This window comes from Gilliamella sp. LMG 34359 (assembly GCF_984569085.1).
The window spans coordinates 333599-352524 of record NZ_OZ474906.1; the positions used below are offsets into that span (position 1 = coordinate 333599).

At 34.2% G+C, this 18926-nt stretch carries 17 protein-coding genes and 1 pseudogene; 4 read left to right on the forward strand and 14 right to left on the reverse strand.

Going from position 1 to position 18926, the window contains the following annotated elements:
- Nucleotides 1–11: 11 nt before the first annotated feature.
- The 7 genes and pseudogenes from hflK to tsaE form a co-directional block, all read right to left on the reverse strand.
- Complete coding sequence (gene hflK, locus AC5LXV_RS01685; protein ID WP_493467217.1) at nucleotides 12–1232, reverse strand: FtsH protease activity modulator HflK; 1221 nt, start codon at nucleotides 1230–1232, stop codon at nucleotides 12–14.
- A gap of 23 nt (nucleotides 1233–1255) precedes the next feature.
- On the reverse strand, nucleotides 1256–2551 hold the full coding sequence (gene hflX, locus AC5LXV_RS01690) for a ribosome rescue GTPase HflX (protein WP_493467218.1): 1296 nt from the start codon (nucleotides 2549–2551) through the stop codon (nucleotides 1256–1258).
- A 21-nt stretch (nucleotides 2552–2572) separates the two neighbouring features.
- Nucleotides 2573–2818, reverse strand: coding sequence for an RNA chaperone Hfq (gene hfq / locus AC5LXV_RS01695; protein WP_065555596.1), 246 nt, complete (start codon nucleotides 2816–2818; stop codon nucleotides 2573–2575).
- A gap of 310 nt (nucleotides 2819–3128) precedes the next feature.
- Nucleotides 3129–4040 (reverse strand): tRNA (adenosine(37)-N6)-dimethylallyltransferase MiaA, encoded by a 912-nt coding sequence (gene miaA / locus AC5LXV_RS01700; RefSeq protein WP_493467219.1) that lies wholly within the window; start codon nucleotides 4038–4040, stop codon nucleotides 3129–3131.
- Complete coding sequence (gene mutL / locus AC5LXV_RS01705; RefSeq protein WP_493467220.1) at nucleotides 4037–5899, reverse strand: DNA mismatch repair endonuclease MutL; 1863 nt, start codon at nucleotides 5897–5899, stop codon at nucleotides 4037–4039. The genes miaA and mutL overlap by 4 nt, the downstream gene beginning before the upstream one ends.
- Before the next feature lie 20 nt (nucleotides 5900–5919).
- Nucleotides 5920–6624, reverse strand: a pseudogene (locus tag AC5LXV_RS01710) (N-acetylmuramoyl-L-alanine amidase); the annotation flags it as partial.
- A gap of 59 nt (nucleotides 6625–6683) precedes the next feature.
- A complete protein-coding gene (gene tsaE, locus AC5LXV_RS01715) occupies nucleotides 6684–7157 on the reverse strand; it encodes a tRNA (adenosine(37)-N6)-threonylcarbamoyltransferase complex ATPase subunit type 1 TsaE (protein ID WP_110422359.1) in 474 nt (157 codons plus the stop codon).
- Nucleotides 7158–7299: 142 nt separating this feature from the next.
- Between tsaE and tusB the strand changes: the two genes are divergently transcribed.
- The 3 genes from tusB to AC5LXV_RS01730 all read left to right on the forward strand — a co-directional run bounded on the left by tusB (nucleotide 7300) and on the right by AC5LXV_RS01730 (nucleotide 9377).
- Nucleotides 7300–7581 carry a sulfurtransferase complex subunit TusB gene (gene tusB, locus AC5LXV_RS01720; RefSeq protein WP_493445616.1) on the forward strand — a complete coding sequence of 94 codons (282 nt, stop codon included), beginning with the start codon at nucleotides 7300–7302 and terminating at the stop codon, nucleotides 7579–7581.
- Nucleotides 7582–7702: 121 nt separating this feature from the next.
- Nucleotides 7703–8266, forward strand: a complete 564-nt coding sequence (gene tsaC / locus AC5LXV_RS01725) for an L-threonylcarbamoyladenylate synthase type 1 TsaC (protein ID WP_110432218.1) — start codon at nucleotides 7703–7705, stop codon at nucleotides 8264–8266.
- 4 nt (nucleotides 8267–8270) lie between these two features.
- A complete protein-coding gene (locus AC5LXV_RS01730) occupies nucleotides 8271–9377 on the forward strand; it encodes an anhydro-N-acetylmuramic acid kinase (RefSeq protein WP_493467221.1) in 1107 nt (368 codons plus the stop codon).
- A gap of 6 nt (nucleotides 9378–9383) precedes the next feature.
- Here the strand turns inward: AC5LXV_RS01730 and kdgR are convergent, their stop codons facing one another.
- The 4 genes from kdgR to AC5LXV_RS01750 form a co-directional block, all read right to left on the reverse strand.
- Nucleotides 9384–10178 (reverse strand): DNA-binding transcriptional regulator KdgR, encoded by a 795-nt coding sequence (gene kdgR / locus AC5LXV_RS01735; RefSeq protein ID WP_493445618.1) that lies wholly within the window; start codon nucleotides 10176–10178, stop codon nucleotides 9384–9386.
- Between the two features lie 110 nt (nucleotides 10179–10288).
- Nucleotides 10289–10609: a cupin domain-containing protein gene (locus tag AC5LXV_RS01740; protein WP_110432215.1), complete on the reverse strand. Its 321-nt coding sequence runs from the start codon at nucleotides 10607–10609 to the stop codon at nucleotides 10289–10291.
- A 99-nt stretch (nucleotides 10610–10708) separates the two neighbouring features.
- Nucleotides 10709–11503, reverse strand: a complete 795-nt coding sequence (locus tag AC5LXV_RS01745; protein ID WP_110432229.1) for a gluconate 5-dehydrogenase — start codon at nucleotides 11501–11503, stop codon at nucleotides 10709–10711.
- A gap of 49 nt (nucleotides 11504–11552) precedes the next feature.
- Complete coding sequence (locus AC5LXV_RS01750) at nucleotides 11553–12725, reverse strand: oligogalacturonate lyase family protein (protein WP_110432214.1); 1173 nt, start codon at nucleotides 12723–12725, stop codon at nucleotides 11553–11555.
- Between the two features lie 240 nt (nucleotides 12726–12965).
- Between AC5LXV_RS01750 and AC5LXV_RS01755 the strand changes: the two genes are divergently transcribed.
- Nucleotides 12966–13601 carry an RpiB/LacA/LacB family sugar-phosphate isomerase gene (locus AC5LXV_RS01755; RefSeq protein WP_493467222.1) on the forward strand — a complete coding sequence of 212 codons (636 nt, stop codon included), beginning with the start codon at nucleotides 12966–12968 and terminating at the stop codon, nucleotides 13599–13601.
- A gap of 285 nt (nucleotides 13602–13886) precedes the next feature.
- Here AC5LXV_RS01755 and AC5LXV_RS01760 read toward each other — a convergent pair whose 3' ends face one another.
- Genes AC5LXV_RS01760 through AC5LXV_RS01770 form a run of 3 tightly spaced genes read right to left on the reverse strand, consistent with a single transcriptional unit; the run spans nucleotide 13887 to nucleotide 18925 of the window.
- On the reverse strand, nucleotides 13887–16130 hold the full coding sequence (locus tag AC5LXV_RS01760; protein ID WP_493467223.1) for a right-handed parallel beta-helix repeat-containing protein: 2244 nt from the start codon (nucleotides 16128–16130) through the stop codon (nucleotides 13887–13889).
- Between the two features lie 35 nt (nucleotides 16131–16165).
- Nucleotides 16166–17332, reverse strand: coding sequence for a pectate lyase family protein (locus tag AC5LXV_RS01765; protein ID WP_493467224.1), 1167 nt, complete (start codon nucleotides 17330–17332; stop codon nucleotides 16166–16168).
- Nucleotides 17333–17353: 21 nt separating this feature from the next.
- The gene (locus AC5LXV_RS01770; protein ID WP_493467225.1) at nucleotides 17354–18925 is read right to left on the reverse strand and encodes an SGNH/GDSL hydrolase family protein; all 1572 of its coding nucleotides are present in this window, start codon (nucleotides 18923–18925) and stop codon (nucleotides 17354–17356) included.
- Between the last annotated feature and the right edge of the window lies 1 nt (nucleotide 18926).

Below are 18926 nucleotides of genomic sequence, written 5' to 3' on the forward strand. Positions count from 1 at the left end.
CTTTTTTCTCCTTATCGTCCCATAGTTCGTCTACTGCGATTAGTAGAACTGTTATTATCAGTCATAGAGTTTTGTGCTTCATTACTATTTTGAGAAGTACTCTCAAAATTCTCTGATGTAGTAGTTGGTAAATTAATATTATTATCACCACCTAAATTTGAGAAGTTAGTTGATTCAGTTAATTGTTCACTTTTATTTTTCATCAATTGCTCTAATGGTAATACTAACAAATTACCACTCTTATCATTAACAATGACTTTTTGGGTTTTAGTTAATATTTTTTCCATCGTTTCAATATATAAACGATCTTTAGTAATTTCAGGTGCAGCTTTATATTGCGGTAATAATTTTTCAAATCGTTCAACATCACCAACCGCCTCTAATTCAACTTTTACTTTATAGGCATTGGCATCGGCTAAAATAGTGGCAGAACGACCTTCCGCTTGCTGAACTAACTGAACTTTATCAGCTTTAGCTTGTTTTATTTCTCGCTCACTATCATTTTGCGCTCGAATGGCATCAGCGTAAGCATCTTGTACTTCGACTGGAGGACGTGCTACTTGGAAGTTAAGATCAACAATAGTAATCCCCATATCATAATGAGAAATAACATTGTTAAGTTCTTCTTTAGTGCTGTTCTCTAAAACTGCACGACCATCTGAAATAATTGCATCAATATTTGAACTACCAATAGAAGTTCGAAGTGCACTATCAGCTGCTTGGCGTAAACTATCTTCAACATTAGTTACATTAAATAGATATTTGATAGGATCGCTAATTCGATATTGAACGTTCATTTCAACAAAGACTAAGTTTTCACCTTTATCACTTGTTGTAATGATATCCCCTTGAACATTAAAGTTATAAGTACCCTGAGTATCAACTTTATAAACTTTATCAATAAAAGAGGGATTCCAATTTAAACCAGGTTGGATAATTTCTGGTTGAACTTGCCCAAAACGAGTTATTACCCCGCGTTGATTTTGGTTGATAGTATAAAAACCACTACCCGCCCAAATCAGGACAAGCACGGCTACTATTAACATAATAATTTTCGAAGTATTCATTGGTAATTTAATATCAGCAGAACCCTGATTATTACCTGAATTCCCGTTTTTTAGGAGATTTTTTATTTGATCAAGTATCCCTCCTGCCGAAGAACTGGAAGGTTTCTTGTTATTTCCCCATGGGTCGTTATCTTGTCCGTTATTGCCGGGCTGATTCCACGCCATATTTTATATGCTCCATTTAACAATTAGTTGTTATTTTGCGTATTGATTAAGTATAACAGATCTGGCTCTTGTTTACAGAGGCGATTCCATTCAATTAAAGGTATTCTTATATTTAGATGAAAACTTCCATCATCTTCAATGGTTTCATGCTCCACCGCATTTAATTTATATAATCGGCTTCTAAGTTTAGCTAAATAGGGAGGTAAATTTAATTGGCAAACTTGAATTTGCCTGACAAGCCTCTCTTTTAATGCAGAAAATAGGAGATCTAATCCTAAACTATTTGGAGCAGAAATCCAAACTCGGATTGGCACCCCATTTTCATCACGATCGATACTTGGTTGTTTACCTTCGATTAAATCAATTTTATTCATCACTAACAAGGTAGGAATATCCTGTGCATCAATTTCCAACAAAACTTCATCAACCGCATGAATATTATCCAATAGATTAGGATCAGCGGCATCAACAACATGTAATAGTAGTGATGCTTCTTGTGTTTCTAATAAAGTTGCTTTAAAAGCAGCAATAAGATCATGGGGTAAGTGACGAATAAATCCGACGGTATCAGCTAAAACAACTTCACCAACGTCTTTGACATTTATGCGTCTTAAAGTTGGATCAAGTGTGGCAAACAATTGATCGGCAGCATAAACATCAGCATTAGTTAATGCATTAAACAGGGTCGATTTACCGGCATTAGTATAACCAACTAATGATACCGTTGATAAATCTGCTTTGTTTCTAGATTGACGATTTTGATTGCGTTGTTTTTCAACTTTAGCAAGTCTTGATAAAATTAATTGAATACGTTGACGGATTAATCGTCTATCGGTTTCTAACTGAGTTTCACCCGGCCCACGAAGACCAATCCCACCTTTTTGACGTTCTAAGTGAGTCCAACCACGAACTAATCGAGTCGATAAGTATTGTAATTGTGCTAATTCAACTTGCAATTTACCTTCATGTGTTCTAGCTCGTTGTGCAAAAATATCGAGAATTAATCCGGTTCTATCGACTACGCGACATTCACATAACTGTTCAAGATTACGTTCTTGAGTTGGTGTTAGGGTGTGATTGACTAAAATCACTGAGGCATTGAGTTCTTTTACTTTATCGGCGATTTCTAATGCTTTTCCTTCACCAATAAAATATTTAGCTTGCGGGGACTTTCTTGAGGTTGTCACAATATCGAGAATTTCAATTTGAGCAGAAGAAACAAGTACTTCAAACTCTTTTAAATCCTCGATATCGTTTTCTTGAGGGAAGAATACATGGACTAATAAGGCAGACTCGCCACCTTTATATCGCTCAAACAATCACATTCTCCACTCAAATAATTAGCTTTCGCTTTCCTCTTCAGGTTGAGATACCAATCCCGAAATTGGTCTTGACGGTACCACTGTTGAGATTGCGTGCTTATATACCATTTGGCTAACAGTATTTTTTAATAAAATAACAAATTGATCAAATGACTCAATTTGTCCTTGTAATTTAATACCATTAACTAAATAGATTGATACCGGAATATGCTCGCGACGAAGCAAATTTAGATAAGGATCTTGTAATGACTGCCCTTTTGACATGAGTTTATCCTTTAAGATGAAATAAAAATATAAAGATAAATAAATATACAATCGAAATGATGATCTATCCGATTGCAACATAACATACTTATGTAGTATTTATCAAAATAACATAAAAAACCCAGCTCTTAAACTAATCGACGGCAATTTATGCACAAATAACTAAAAATTTAATAAATTAACGAAATTTAAACAAACAAGCAACTTTTAACATCAGTATAAGTAGAAAGTTTTTTAAGAAATGAAAAAATTTTGTGTACTATTATAACCAATAGAAAAAATATCAAAAGCTATTACTACAATTTGTAACTTAAAAAATCTGATTAAAAACTGTTTCCATATTATCATTATTTAACCAAGTTATCGATTGTTTCCATCCTCTAAGCCAAGTAATTTGTCGTTTGGCTAATTGGCGAGTAGCACAAATTCCTTTAAAAACCATCTCATCATAACTACTATCGCCATTTAAATACTCCCACATTTGACGATACCCAACACAACGAATGGAAGGTAGATTCAAATGAAGATCGGCGCGCTGCATAAGTTTTTTTACTTCATCTTCAAAACCTTGATCTAACATTTGTAAATAACGTTGCTCAATGCGGTGATGTAATTCAGCTCGATCTTCCGGCATGATGGCTAATTGCATAATATCATAAGGTAATGCTTCACCACTTTCTTGTGTTAATTCGGTTAAACTTTTACCAGAAATAAGATAAACCTCTAATGCTCGATTAAGGCGCTGTGGATCATTAGGGTGAATTCGCTCAGCTGACACAGGATCAACCTTTTTTAACTCCTCATGAATCGCTTGCCAACCTAATCTATTGGCCTTTTCTTCAATCTGTTGGCGAATATCACTATTGGCAGCCGGTAACGGCGAAAGCCCCTCAATTAACGCTTTAAAATATAACATTGTTCCGCCAACTAATAATGGTGTTCGACCATTACTTAATGATTTTTCAATTTCTACAATGGCATCATGCCGAAAATTGGCAGCAGAATAACTTTCCGCTGGATCACAAATATCAATAAGTTTGTGTGGATATTTCTGTTGTTCTTCTTTGGTTGGCTTAGCACTGCCAATATCCATACCTCGATAAATAAGTGCTGAATCAACACTAATAATATCGATCGGGTATTTGTCATAAAGGGCCATCGCAAAAGCGGTTTTACCTGATGCCGTTGGCCCCATTAACGAGATAATTTTAGGTTTATTCATGATAAAATTGATTGTGATAAAGATTGAAGATCAATCGGATATAAAAAGCTATCTTGTTGTAACAAATTATTATCTATCTGTTCCAATTGTGCCAATAACTGGATAGTTTTATTTATACTCCAATTTTCAGCATAATCATTGTCGGCATTTTCAACTAACCAAGTCGCGATTTGCGTCGGGTCGAGTACATCTTTACCTGATGATAAAAGGAACGCAATTAACATGGGTAATAATTTTTGCCAATTTGTGGTTCGTAACATTTTCGGTACATTATGCAAATGTAGTTTGGCTTTATCAATATAAAAATCAAAACCTAAAAATTTCAATTGGTCTTGATAATCATTTAAAGCATCCTGTTCTTTCTTATTGACTAAAATTGTTAATGTAATAAGTAACTTTTCAGACTCATGAGATAATAATTTAATGGCATTTACTTTCTGTTGAGCAACCGACAACTTCATTAACATAAACTGCTGTTGATTATTTTCAGTCTTCTCAAGCAAGGCTATATCAGGTTGCATAACCGTTAATACTCGACCAAATTGCACTAATGAGGAACTATCAACTTGCTGATGCAAGGATTGCAATGGAACATCACGTTTAGGAAATAAGCCCTCAATAACCGCCTGTTGTGGTGCCGTTATTGAACTATCATCATCAACTAATTCAAGTGACCTTAAGCGCGTTTTTTCGATTGAACCTTTTAGCTTTGTATCAACCAACTGGCCATAAAGCGCATTTTCTTTAACATGGTTAATTGGCTTTTTCGGTAATGCGCTAGTTGGTGAATAAGTTTTATGCTCAGTTTGGCTTTTTTGATTAAAAATATTCTCACCAGCAGCTTGTCGATTCGGTATCATTACCATTTTTTCATCATCAGCTGCAAGTTGTTGACTTGATTCAAGAGCCATTACAATGGCTTGATATACAAAGTCATGTACTAATCTTGCTTCATGAAATCGCACTTCATGCTTAGCTGGATGAACATTTACATCGACTTGTTTAGGGTCAATCTGTAAAAAAACCACATAACTCTGTTGTTCATTGGTTCGGCTACTGTAAGCTTGACGCAAAGCATGATTGATTAATTTATCTTTTATTACTCGGCCATTAACATAAAAATATTGTAGTTCACTCACTTCACTACTACTAACCCAGCCTTGGATCTGCAAATCATTATGCTGCCAATCTAATTTTATCGCTTTTTGAACAAATGCCCGACCACAAACTGACTCAACCCGTTTTTCAAGCGGGGATTGGCGATACTGTTTAATGAGTTTACCATTGTGTTGCAAATTAAAAGTGACATCAGGTCGCGCAAGAGCAATACGTCGAACAAACTCCTCAATATGCATAAATTCTGTTTTATCGGTTTTGAGAAAGCGGCGTCTAGCAGGTGTATTATAAAATAGATCAAGAACTTCAACGGTTGATCCAACCGGGTGCGCGGCTGGCTTAATCGTTGGTTTCATATCTCGACCTTCAGCATAAACTTGCCATGCTTCAGATTGATCGGCAGTGCGTGAAGTTAGCGTTAATCGAGCAACAGAACTAATACTTGCTAGCGCTTCACCACGAAAGCCTAAGCTCATTATGCTATCTAAATCATCCAATGTATTAATTTTGCTAGTTGCATGGCGAGCTAAAGCTAATGCTAATTCAGCTTTAGCAATACCACTACCATTATCGCGAATACGGATTAATTTACTACCACCTTGTTCAACATCAATATCAATTTGCGTACTACCAGCATCAAGGCTGTTTTCAACTAACTCTTTGATCACCGAAACCGGCCGTTCTACCACTTCACCAGCAGCGATTTGGTTAGCTAATTGAGGTGATAGAATATGAATTGCCATTAATGTTTTTCTCCAAATTTAGGATTCTGTTTAACATAATTTTTTATCCCCTGATAAATCACTTTAGCTATTTTATCTTGATGGGCATTACTTGCTAACAATCGTTCTTCAGCTTCATTAGTTATAAATCCAACTTCAATCAATATTGAAGGGATATCTGGTGAACGCAATACGCCTAAACTGGCATGTTCAGGTATACCTTTATGCAGTTTAATCACACCGTCCATCTCTTTTAATACCTGAGTTGCTAGTTCATAACCAACTCGTTGTGAATAAGAGAATTGTAAGTCGAGTACTGCTTGGCTTAAATTTTGGTCATGATCATCACTCAAAGCATCACCTGCGCCACCTAATAATTGTGATTGCTTTTCATCTTGTTCTAGCCAACGACCCAACTCGGTATCGGCTCGTTTAGTTGATAATACCCAAATTGATGCGCCAGTGGCGTTGCGATTAGGTGCGGCATCAGCATGGATAGAAATTAATAAGTTTGCCTTACTTTTACGCGCAATATCCGAACGCTCATGAACAGAGATAAAATTATCTGTTCTACGGGTTAATACCCCTTTAAAATTGGGATCTTTATTTAATAAATTAGTTAATTTTTTCGCTATCGAAATAGTGACATTTTTTTCGTATAACTGATTTTGACCAATTGCCCCCGAATCCTTACCGCCATGACCAGCATCGACAGCTATGACAACTTTCGACGCATAAACTGAGCTACATAGAAATAATAATATAAAAAAAGTGAGTATTTTCTTCATGGTTTTTTCGCTAATTTTTATAGTAATTGGTTAATGATAGCTTGCCCTTTATCACTGTTTGCTTGCAGACAAACGGTTCGTTCAAGCATGAAATAAGCCAAATGAATTTCAATATCAGCAGCAGGCAAAATACCTTTAGCCTGCATAGGCCACTCAATCAAACAAATTGCTTTGGAGGAAAAATATTCACGAATACCCATAAACTCTAACTCTTCAGGATCACCTAATCGGTACAAATCAAAGTGATAAACACAAAACGTATCAAATTGATAAGGTTCAACCAGTGTATAAGTAGGACTTTTGACATTGCCAACATGACCTAATTGTTGCAAAAATCCTCGACTAAACGTGGTTTTACCTGCACCAAGATCACCTATCAGATAGATAACTATTGCACTATTATGATTAGACAAATAATTTAGACACTGTGCTGCCAATTGTTTACCAAACAAAATTGTCTCTTGTTCATTAGCTAAAATAATTGGTTTCATAACGAATTCTTTGCTCGATAAATAGCCCTTATTATATACTAATAACCATTAAAGATGTACCAAGTAAGATTTACTTGAATTTTAACAAAAAATGTTGAGGAACGTTTTTTTTGGGGTTTAATTTAAGGGTAAAAAGAGAAAAATGTTACATACCATCACAACAGCTAACCAATCAATAATCGATCCAAAGCTTATATCAGCACAAGATGCTGTGCTATTTTGGCAAAATGGCGTCATTATAGCTTGTCAAAATAACCCTATATTAAATGTGGTTTTGCAAAACACACAACATTGTTATGTGCTTGATAGTGATATTCGCGCTCGTGGTTTAAAAGAACGAATAGATCCAAGAGTTGAAATTATCAATATGCAACAGGTCGTTGATTTAACCGTTAACTATTATCCTCAAATCAATTGGGAATAATTTGGCTGATTACTTCTAACTAATACCTATCTTATTAGAATTTCCATCATCGCCAATTTGCAAATAGGCCTACCTCAGTTTAATATAAATTTTAATGATATTGGGTAAACAGACAAATTTGATGGCAAACTTATTAACTCTATTAGAAATCAATCAATTATTAAAAAAAGGTGAAGTCGTTGCTTATCCAACCGAAGCTGTTTTTGGTTTAGGTTGTGATCCCGATTGTCAATCAGCCGTTTTTAAATTGTTAAAACTAAAGCAACGTTCGGTTGATAAAGGTTTAATTTTAATTGCTAGTCACTATGAGCAACTCCTTCCTTATATTGATGAATCAGCAGTCACTCAAGAGCAAAAACAGATAGCTTTTGATAGTTGGCCAGGCCCTAACACTTGGATTTTTCCAAAAAATATTAATACTCCGGATTTTTTAACTGGAAAATATCATTCAATTGCCGTTCGAATTACTGATCATCCTTTAGTATGTCAGCTTTGTGATTTATTTGCTAAGCCATTAGTTTCGACCAGTGCCAATCTTTCTGGGTACCCAGCTTGTAAAACAACAATTGAAGTTGCCCAGCAATTTGGCGAGAATTTTCCCATTTTAGATGGTCAAACCGGAAGACGTTCACAACCATCAATCATTCGCGATGTACAAACAGGCACAATCATTCGACAAGGATAATATTATGCAAAATTTATATATTGGTGTTATGTCGGGTACCAGTATGGATGGAGTAGATATCGCTTTAGTTGATATCAGTAATGGAAAGATAACTGCTATTGCGAGTGATTGCTATCCAATGCCAAAAGAAATAAAAACTCGATTATTAACGCTTTGTACTAGTAAGCAAACTACATTACAAGATTTAGGTGAGCTTGATCATCAATTAGGTATGCTTTATGCCAAAAGCATCAATCAGTTTATAACACAAAATCATATTGATAAAAAACAAATTAACGCCATTGGCTGTCATGGACAGACCATTTATCATTCGCCCAATGGTGCTAATCCATTTACCATGCAAATTGGCGATGCCAATATTATTGCTGCTCAAACTGGCATTACAACCATTGCCGATTTTCGTCGTAAAGATATGGCTTATGGTGGTCAAGGTGCACCATTAGTACCCGCTTTTCATAAAGCAATATTCTTAAATCCAACAATTAACTGTGTTGTTTTAAATATTGGCGGAATTAGTAATATTTCAGTTTTAATTCCTGATCAACCGGTAATTGGTTATGACACAGGGCCTGGTAATGTTTTACTTGATAGTTGGATAAATAAAAATCTAGCAAAAAATTACGATAAAGATGGTTTATGGGCCAAATCAGGAAAAGTAAATCAAACCTTATTAAGTGCGTTATGCAATGAAGATTATTTCCAGCTACCAGCGCCCAAAAGCACCGGTAGAGAACTATTTAATTTAACTTGGTTAACTCAAAAATTAACTGACTTTGCCTTAAGTGCCGAAGATATACAAGCAACATTGGTTGAATTTACTGCTACCACTATTGCCCATGAGATTAATAAATTATCAATAAAAATGCATTTACCATGTCAATTGTTAGTCTGTGGAGGTGGCGCAAAAAACCCACTCATTATGGAACGCTTATCAGTATTATTACCCAAATGGCAAGTTTTAACGACTGATGTTAAAGGGGTGAACAGTGATGATATGGAAGCGATTGCTTTTGCTTGGCTTGCTTATTGTAGAATGAATAATCTTCCATCCAACATTCCAGAAGTAACCGGAGCAAACCAAGCAGTAAGCTTAGGGGTTATTTATCAATAATAACCTTTAATCTGATGATTTTGACTGATTATTATAACCAATTAATTCAGATATTTTGGCGGCAGCTTGGCTAATTTCACTCACCAGTTTAGCTTCATCTTCCGCTGTACTACATCTAAAGATAGAGGTTGATAAACTTAACGCAGCAATAATATTACCTAAACGATTATAAATAGGTACCGCAAAACAACGCAAACCAAGTTCTGATTCTTCATCATCTTTGCCATAGCCTAGACGTTTAACTTCATCTAGTTCAGCAAGAAAAGCCTCTTTACTGGTAATGGTTTTCGGCGTGTATTGAACAAAATCAATACTGTTAACTAAGCTTTTTTTGCTTTCATCATCTAACCAAGCCAATAAAACCTTACCTAATCCACTTGCATGTACCGTCGCTTGATTACCGATTTTAGAGGTTAAGCAAAGGCTATACTGTTCGGATGCCACTTTATTAATATAAATAATTTGGTCACCTTCACGAACAGCTAAATGGATCGTTTCTTTGGTTTTATCTCTTAGCTTTCTCATCTCTAAATCAGCAATAGCTAAGAAGTTTTGGTGATAAAGTACTCGGTTGCCTAGATCAAGCAATTTTAAATTAAGAGAATATTTATCTGAATCTTCTTCTTGATTAACATAACCTAATGATTTCATAGTTTGCAAGAAACGATAGGCTGTGCTTTTGGGCATCATTACTTTTTGCGATAATTCTGATATAGCAATGTCTTTAGATTCAGATAAAGCTTCTAAAATTCCGAAAACTTTTAAAACCGAAGCAACCGATTCTGGCGAGCTATCACTCATGATTAGCACATCTCCTTACTGAAAAATAGTCATTATTCTATTATTAAATGATCACTTAGAACAACTAAAACTATCGAAAGTATATCATAATTAATAATGAACAAGCTATTTTATAAAAAATCTAATCGTTGTGGCGTAAACATATCAAGTAATACACCAGCTTGTTTACAAACACAACCATGTTCAATATTGGGCTTTTTGTATAATGTATCGCCAGCACGAACAATTTTAGTCTCATCACCGATAGTAAATTCAAATTCACCCGATAAAACATATGTTAATTGTTCATGTGGATGATGATGCATTGCCCCAATCGCCCCAGTTTCAAAATGAACCTCGACTGCCATCATATTACCATCGTGCGCTAAAACTTTACGTTTAACTCCATTTCCTAAATCAATTAATTCAATATCTGCATTAAAACAAAACATGACATCACTCCTAAATTTATAAAATAAACAAGAGATAATAAAATACATCCCTTTATCTTATTATCTCTTAAACCATTTAATTTTTTTAATCTTATTTTATTAAGGTTGTTTACCGATATAAGCTAAAATACCACCATCTACATAAAGAATATGGCCATTAACAAAATTTGAAGCTTCTGATGCTAAAAATACTGCAGCGCCAGCTAAATCATCAGGTGTGCCCCAGCGTCCTGCAGGTGTTTTAGCAATAATGAACTGATCAAATGGATGACGAGAACCATCGGCTTGTTTTTCACGTAATGGTGCTGTTTGCGGTGTTGCAATATAACCTGGACCAATACCGTTACATTGAATATTGGCATGACCAAATTCTGAACAGATATTTTTGGTTAACATTTTTAAACCACCTTTAGCTGATGCGTATCCAACAACAGTTTCACGACCAAGCTCACTCATCATTGAACAAATGTTAATAATTTTACCGCTACCTTTTTTGATCATTGAAGGAAGCACCGCTTTTGCCATAATAAATTGACCTGTAAGGTCGATATCAATAATTTTTCGATAATCAGCAGCACTGGTTTCCAGCATTGATTTGCGCTGAATAATACCCGCATTGTTAACTAAAATATCAATCACACCATGTTCTTTTTCAATTTGGGCAATAGATTTTTCAACAGTGGCTTCATCGGTAATATCAAATAAATAGCCATGAGCATCAATGCCAGCGGCTTTATAAGCTTCAAGTCCTTTTTGTAAATTTTCAGGCACGACATCATTAAATACGATTTTCGCTCCTGCACCAGCTAACGATTTTGCTATTTCAAAGCCGATGCCATAAGAAGCGCCGGTTACTAGCGCTATTTTATTGTTGAGTGAAAATTTATTTAAAATCGACATAATTATATTCTCCGTTCTAGTTATGATAGACAAAACGGGTCTATCACATTTCTTCTAATATGTTAGCTGGCACTTTAGTTAAATAAAGTGCGGGTTCATCTTGTGCATCACATGAATATAAAACATATTTATTATCAGGTGAAAACGATGGATGAGGATGAGTCACTTGACGATCACCATCTAAAACTCGCCAAGTACTATTATGTTTAACCAGTTTATGCGCTGTTTTGGTTTTAGGTGCTAGAATATACAGCCATGGATCATTCTCTATTTTATAACCACTAGTATCAATAACATCTACTGGGCTTCCTGTTCCATCACCAATATAGAGCGTACCATCAAAATTACTCATTAAGTGAGAGCACGCTGGCATTTCCATGATCTCTTTATCTTCATTGGTGACTGGATTGTAAAGGCGAATATAGCGTTCTTGTTGGCCCTTCATATAAGATACATAAGCTAATCCTGAACCATCTGGTACCCAAAATTCATGAGTACAACTTTCACCAGGTAAGTTATCATGTGCTTTACGCTCATTTTTACCATCACGATCAACTAACCAAATTCTGGCATCAACTAAATCATGAGGTCCTTCATGACAAAATGCGATAGTTTTATCATCAAAAGGTCTAAAAATAGGGTGACCTAACCATACATTTTGATCAATAACTGTTTTAGCTACGCCAGTTTCAATATCAATTTTGATTAAACGGCAGTGCGGATTTTTATCATAAAATGCTTTAAATATTGTCCAATCAGTAAGTGGTGTCCAATCTTTTTTATCAATCTCGATACCAACAATTTCGTTACAATCACTATTAGCAACCCATGTTCCATAGCCAACCCAGTCATCAGGAACAGTATAAACATTTTTTTCTTCCAACGTCTCTAGATTAACTTGTTGTAAGTTGCGTTCATTTTTAACATAGTACAAAAATTTATCATCTGGAGATAAAAAACCACCGAAAGTATTATCACCTGGTCCTTCAGTAAGTTGTTTTGCTGTTTGGTTTTCAATATCGAGTAAATAATAGTTGCGATTAGTATCAAATTCACCCGCAAAAAGTAACTTTTGGCCATCATTGGTAAAACATTTTTGATAAAAATAATTACGATGACATAAAATACCTTCTGGCGTTAACCGAATAATTTCATTTTTTGAATCTTCATCAGTAAATGATGAATAAGATAGCCTTACGATATTCCCCTTAGCCATATAAAACTCCCTGCATATAAATATTATTAACTGTTTAAAAGATGATAATTTATTAAATATAGTAATATAAAAACCAAGACGATTTTGTGACTTTCATCACATTGCAACAAATTTATTAAAACATCGTTTTATTTTAGTTAAAAAAATTGATATATTTTTTTGCAGGCTTATAATGAAAGCGAAATGTACTAATAACCATAATGTGTTTGGTTATTATTTCACACAAAATAGAGGAAAATCATGAAAATAGCACTAATGAACGAATTTAGCCAAGCAGCTAAAAATCCAATTATTTTAAATGAATTAAAAAACGCAACTGAGAAATACGGACATACTGTTTTTAACGTCGGCATGGATGGCGACAATGATAAAAAATTAACTTATGTTCATTTAGGTATTATTAGCGCTATTTTATTAAACAGCAAAGCAGTTGATTTTGTTATCACCGGTTGTGGAACAGGCCAAGGCGCTTTAATGGCGTTAAACGCATTCCCTAGTGTTAACTGTGGTTATTGTATTGAACCTACTGATGCCTATTTATTTGCACAAGTAAATAATGGTAATGCGTTATCTCTTGCTTTTGCTAAAGGTTTTGGATGGGGAGCTGAACTTAATGCGCGTTATATTTTTGAAAAAGCTTTTGATGGCGAAAAAGGATTAGGCTATCCGCCTGAGCGTCGTGAATCACAAAATGCTAATGCGGTAATTTTAAATGATATGAAAAATGCAGCAGGAAAAAGTTTAATCGAAGCATTGAAATCAATTGATCAATCATTACTTAAAGATGCGATCCGAGGTGAGCGTTTCCAAAAATGTTTATTTGAAAACAGCCAAGACCCAGAAATCACAGCTTATATCAAAAGTCTGTTAGCTTAATTTAGTATCTACACCTTCAACAAAACTTGTGTTATTTCAGCTTAATCGATGAAATAACACATTTCATTACTTCTAATAATTGCTATTCAATAAATAAAAGTTATCTTTAAATATAATTTTTTAACTGCAATATATTTCTCAACAACATATTATTAAACAAACATAATAACGTATTGGCAATCAAAATTGAGTAATAAGAGTGGTAGCTGAAAACATAAATTGCAAAGATAAGTTGTAAAGATGAAAAACGCTAAATCTTATTAGATTTAGCGCGTTATTTTTTAATTAGTTAACTTTATTTTTTTCAATTAATGTTTGTAACTCTTTTGGTAACACAATATTACCGTTTTTATCTCGAGTGATTTTAAAGTCAGTATTGCCCGGCCATAATTTATCACTGGTCACCGATTTAAAATCTATACTTTTAATTTGTGGTCCAAATGAATCTTTTATCGCTGAATCCCAACTATCTCGAATAGAATAATTATGTTCAAAAGTAACCTCTGGTTTTAAAAACTCATAAGGGTTAGCTCGTAAAATATAATTATATCGCGCACTATTAATTGAAATATTATTGCTCATGATATAAGAACCCGTATTAAAGTTATCAGTAAATCCATCCATATTATTGTTTAATGAAATCGAGTTGATAATTTTATGATTTACCGGTTGCCCTTCAGCACCTAATTTAAAACCATTACCAATACTTCCCTTAGCAATATTAGGTTTTGAGAAAGGAAAACCGTTTGAATACGTTACGGAACTATCAATTAATACTGGGTCATTCGGGCCATCTTCAATCTTGTTATAAAGATCAAAGCCATCATCAGTATTGTTATGGGCAATACATCCTCTAAAGACATTACCTTTACCCACCCCTAACTTAGCGGCAAAACCATCGGCATTTTTCCCTGATTTATCCATATTATTATAAGAATCAGAGTTAACAATTAAGTTATAAGAAGGCCAGTAAATTCGATTTTGATTTTTCTTTTTTGCTGATATTGCCAGTCCAGTATCACTATTATTTCGGGTAACAACTTGATCAATCACATTATGACTACCGGAAATTCTTAAATAAGCGGGCTTATTGTCTTTATTATCAATATTTCCATCAAAGATGACGTGTTTAATAGACCAATAATGGCTATCTAAATTAAACGTAGTATTGATAAAAATTGCTTTATGCTTATTAATGGCTTGTATCGTTTTTAATTTACCCGGTAAACCACTTAATTGCTCAGGTAGGGTAACACCATTATAATAACCATCCATCAAATAAATAACCCCACCAGGCTCAACACTATTAACCGCGGTCTGAAAATCAACCGGTGATTGATGAGTACCTTTATTATCTTTGTTACCTTCTGGTGAAACGATGATTTTAGATAAATTTTCAATCGATGATTTATTTAGATTAACGGTAAAAGTTTGGGTACTAGTATTTGCTTTATCTTTAAACTCAACAGTAAAGGTATTACTTCCATCTTTTAACTGAGTTGGAAACTGTAATAATTTACCAACTTCGGCATTCAACTTTTTATTAATTTCCTTAACCAATACGGTACCAGAAGTATTTGGGAAAAATTGTAATGTATAATCTTTACTATAGGCATTTTGCGGTGAGGACAAAATTAACGTTGGTTTAATATCCACTATTACCTCTGGTTTAGCAGGTAATTTATCATAATTAACTTTTTCATCCTTAAGAGTTAAGGTAGAATTTTTAAACTCAACTTTCGCATTTCTCGAAGCAAAAAAACCAACATAAATATTTTGATTATCTTGTTGATTTAAAAATCCAGAATAATCATTAGTTGCCCACTGTTTCTCTTCACCTGTGGCATTATTTTTCATCGATAAGATAAATTGATCTGCCGTTCTAGTCATTGTTAAATGCATACTTTTTACATCAACATAATTAACATTTTCAACATAAGCGACTTTCTCAATGGATATGCCTTCATTACCCCATGCTTTTTTAACCCCATCACGCACTAAGCCGGTTACTTTTACTAAATTATCATTTTTCTGATTTTGCGTAATTAATGCATTCATAATAACATTTGAAGCATTTGGAAATTCTTCATAACCAGCAGGCTGTGGTTCACTTCGCGCAACACCAATGGTATCACGCGCAAATAAACCAACTGCTTCTTGAGCAGCGGGCGTTTTACCATCAACTTCCGGTCCTATTTGTTCTAAGGTAACATCACTCTCTAAAGTAAATGTTTGATTAACCGGTAATTGGGTATAAAACACCACCATACCATCATGCGAGTTAGCAATTTTACCGCCTCGACTTTCTAGGTAGAAATCTGATGGTAATGGATAAGGTTGATTTGGAACTAAAAAATCTTTTTCACCGGCAACCCACGCATTATTGGTTCCCACTTTTTCTGGTTTGATAAGTGAGGCAAAATTTAAGTCTGTCGATTGGCCAAAGGCTATCGCTTTCCACTCTTGTGCAGAAGCTGCGCTAACATAAAGCGTAGATAGACAAAGTATTGAAGTTAATATTTTTTTCATTATAGACCCTAACATTTTTGTTTATTTCAATAATTCTAAAGTTTTCCACTACCAACTAATCGGCTGTAACTTTTGCTAAATTGCTTAATATCATCCAAGTTATATTGATAAGGCACAGACCAACGCAAATTATCATCAAAACCACATGATGATAATTGCAACTTAGATTGATTAAATAGAGAGTTTTTATCTTGAAGGTTATCGCCTTTAAATTGTTTAGCCACTTTGCAGCTATCTTTTAAACCATCAATCAAAAATAGATTATTTTCCGAAAGTACACTGCCTTTATAGCCTAAACCAATAGAGTATTGATATGGGTATACTGTTTTAGATTTATTCACAGTCCCTTTAAAAAGGTTGTTATACATGTGGATTTTACCAAACCTCACTCTTGGCGCACGTTGAGTGATATCAGTGAAGACATTATGATGAAGGGTGATATTTAATTTATTCTCATCCTGATCAGCATTTTTATCACTGTGACCGATTAACATTGTCTTATCATGGTTTTCAAATAGACAATAAGAGATAGTAATAAAATCACTACCACGTTTAATATCTAACAAACCATCATGTTGTACATATTTCCAGCCATCTTTTTCACGATACATATCATCGGTAAAGGTACCATCAGTTAAAGTGACGTGGTCAACCCAAACATGAGTTGAGGAGATAATGTTGATACCATCCCATTCAGCATTCCATCCATCACCCTCTTCAAATTTTGGTTCAATATCAATTGGGGCTTCAATTTTTAAATTGCGAATAATGACATTATTTACTTTAGATAACATTATTGAGCCATTGATAAAACCAGCATTATCGCCAACACCGATCAATGTAGTATTACTAGGAATTTTGATTAACGAACGTGATTTTTGATCATCAAAGTTTTTGTAAGGTTTGTTTTCACTAATATCAATCACCCCTGAAACTTGAATAATACGAGGTTGATCTTTATTTATATTAATAGCTTCTAAAAGATCTTTCTTATTGTTAACTAAAAAGATCATCTCTTTTTTAGCTTTTGATCCACCTGTTGTTCCACTATTGGTAGCTAAATTGAAACCAGCAAAACCATTTTCAGGCGCAACATCAAGTGCCTGTTTTATTTTTATTGGTGCTGGTGATAACGCATAGCTTGTAAAACTATATGAGTTAATGGCTAATGGAATTAACAGCGCTATTAGTCGTTTTTTCATTTTAATTGATACCTTAATTTTTTATTGACGAATTTTATTAAGATCAACAATATCTTGTTTTATATCAGGATGATTGCTGATTGCTATGGCTATAATTTCAGCTATCGCTAGTGCACCTTTTTCTTGAAAATGCGTTGCGTCAGGATTGCCTATCACACCGGAAGATTGCTTTTTATAATAGGGATATTTAGGATCATTAGGATCAACAACTAACCAGTAAGACTGCCAGTCATCTTTATGCTGATTAGCAAAATTAATACTCAAGGATTCCAAATCAATTAAAGCAACTTGGTTAACTTTAGCGGTATGTTTGATGGTATTGGAATAATCGCCCCAATAAGCAAAACCGGGTTTATTGGTGGTGTAATGGAGATGGCTAACAGGGTTTTTATTCTGATCTTGATAAGCTATTTTATTATTGTGATCTTTATAACGGGTGACAGGAGTCATTAAAATTGGTGTCATATCTAACTCTTTTGCCACTGCAAGATAACTCTCTAGAGAAGATTGGAATGACATATTTTCTTGTTTTGATGGATACTGTTTTTGATTATTATCATCATTTGGATAGGTACATAAATTAGCCACATCCACTTTACCGCGTTTTGGATTGCTACCATCACATTTTTCATCATTATGCCCAAAAGCGATGATCATATAATCGCCTTTTTTCATAAAAGGCTTCATCAAATGAAACCAACCTTCCGTTTTGAAACTACGGCTTGAACGGCCAGATTGCGCACCATTAATGACAACGATATCAGCCTTATCATTAATAAAGCGATCAAAAACTTGCCCCCATCCCATTCTTGGATAAACTTTTTTATCATAATTAGACGCTGTCGAATCGCCTAAAATAAAAATACGTTGTTTAGCATTTATATTTTTTTCTTGTTGCTTAACCGCTTGGGAATAATTAAAAGGCGAATCTTGGCTAATAGGTATTAAACGCATATCAAACAATACGGTTCCACTCACCTTACCAATAGATGAATCGTATCCTCGATTAAAGAGCATTACATTAAGTAGCTGGTTGATATCTTGATTAACTGTGGTAACTGGATCAAACGATTTAGCGATAATGCCTACTTGAGGTAATGCATTATCAAACAATAAATGAAATTTTTTATAAGCATTGCTTAATGCAGCATCATCTATTAAAAAAGGCAATTGATTATTAACAAACTCTTCTGGACCTAAAAGATTTACTTGTTTAGCTAGTTCACTAGCTAAAAAATCAGTTAATGGATTAATATTAACGGTATTTTGCCGATCTTTTGCTAAACTGTAGACATATGAAACCAAACAGTTACCATTACAAGTTTGGTTGCTATCCGCTGTTCGAGCAAGTGAGTTTTCATTACTAAAAACAATTAGTGGTGGCGTCAGTTCAGAAACATCTTGTTGATAAAACCCTTCGCTATTAGTTATGGTTTTTAAAAATTTATTATTAGCATCACGGATTATCACCGATGAAATAATAGGTTTATTGACATAAACATAACCTTGTATAACCGTACTTGCCATTACTTGACTGATTGAAGAGACAACTAATAAAAGTCCGAAAAAGGTTTTCTTTATTCTGTTTAACATG

What these genes read in the sequence shown, in the direction of transcription:
- AC5LXV_RS01730 (WP_493467221.1), top strand. Translation starts at nt 8,271, where the DNA reads ATGCAAAATTTATATATTGGTGTTATGTCGGGTACCAGTATGGATGGA.
- AC5LXV_RS01760 (WP_493467223.1), bottom strand. Translation starts at nt 16,130, where the DNA reads ATGAAAAAAATATTAACTTCAATACTTTGTCTATCTACGCTTTATGTT.
- AC5LXV_RS01740 (WP_110432215.1), bottom strand. Translation starts at nt 10,609, where the DNA reads ATGTTTTGTTTTAATGCAGATATTGAATTAATTGATTTAGGAAATGGA.
- miaA (WP_493467219.1), bottom strand. Translation starts at nt 4,040, where the DNA reads ATGAATAAACCTAAAATTATCTCGTTAATGGGGCCAACGGCATCAGGT.
- tsaC (WP_110432218.1), top strand. Translation starts at nt 7,703, where the DNA reads ATGGCAAACTTATTAACTCTATTAGAAATCAATCAATTATTAAAAAAA.
- tusB (WP_493445616.1), top strand. Translation starts at nt 7,300, where the DNA reads ATGTTACATACCATCACAACAGCTAACCAATCAATAATCGATCCAAAG.
- tsaE (WP_110422359.1), bottom strand. Translation starts at nt 7,157, where the DNA reads ATGAAACCAATTATTTTAGCTAATGAACAAGAGACAATTTTGTTTGGT.
- AC5LXV_RS01770 (WP_493467225.1), bottom strand. Translation starts at nt 18,925, where the DNA reads ATGTTAAACAGAATAAAGAAAACCTTTTTCGGACTTTTATTAGTTGTC.
- mutL (WP_493467220.1), bottom strand. Translation starts at nt 5,899, where the DNA reads ATGGCAATTCATATTCTATCACCTCAATTAGCTAACCAAATCGCTGCT.
- hflK (WP_493467217.1), bottom strand. Translation starts at nt 1,232, where the DNA reads ATGGCGTGGAATCAGCCCGGCAATAACGGACAAGATAACGACCCATGG.
- kdgR (WP_493445618.1), bottom strand. Translation starts at nt 10,178, where the DNA reads ATGAGTGATAGCTCGCCAGAATCGGTTGCTTCGGTTTTAAAAGTTTTC.
- AC5LXV_RS01750 (WP_110432214.1), bottom strand. Translation starts at nt 12,725, where the DNA reads ATGGCTAAGGGGAATATCGTAAGGCTATCTTATTCATCATTTACTGAT.
- AC5LXV_RS01755 (WP_493467222.1), top strand. Translation starts at nt 12,966, where the DNA reads ATGAAAATAGCACTAATGAACGAATTTAGCCAAGCAGCTAAAAATCCA.
- hfq (WP_065555596.1), bottom strand. Translation starts at nt 2,818, where the DNA reads ATGTCAAAAGGGCAGTCATTACAAGATCCTTATCTAAATTTGCTTCGT.
- AC5LXV_RS01765 (WP_493467224.1), bottom strand. Translation starts at nt 17,332, where the DNA reads ATGAAAAAACGACTAATAGCGCTGTTAATTCCATTAGCCATTAACTCA.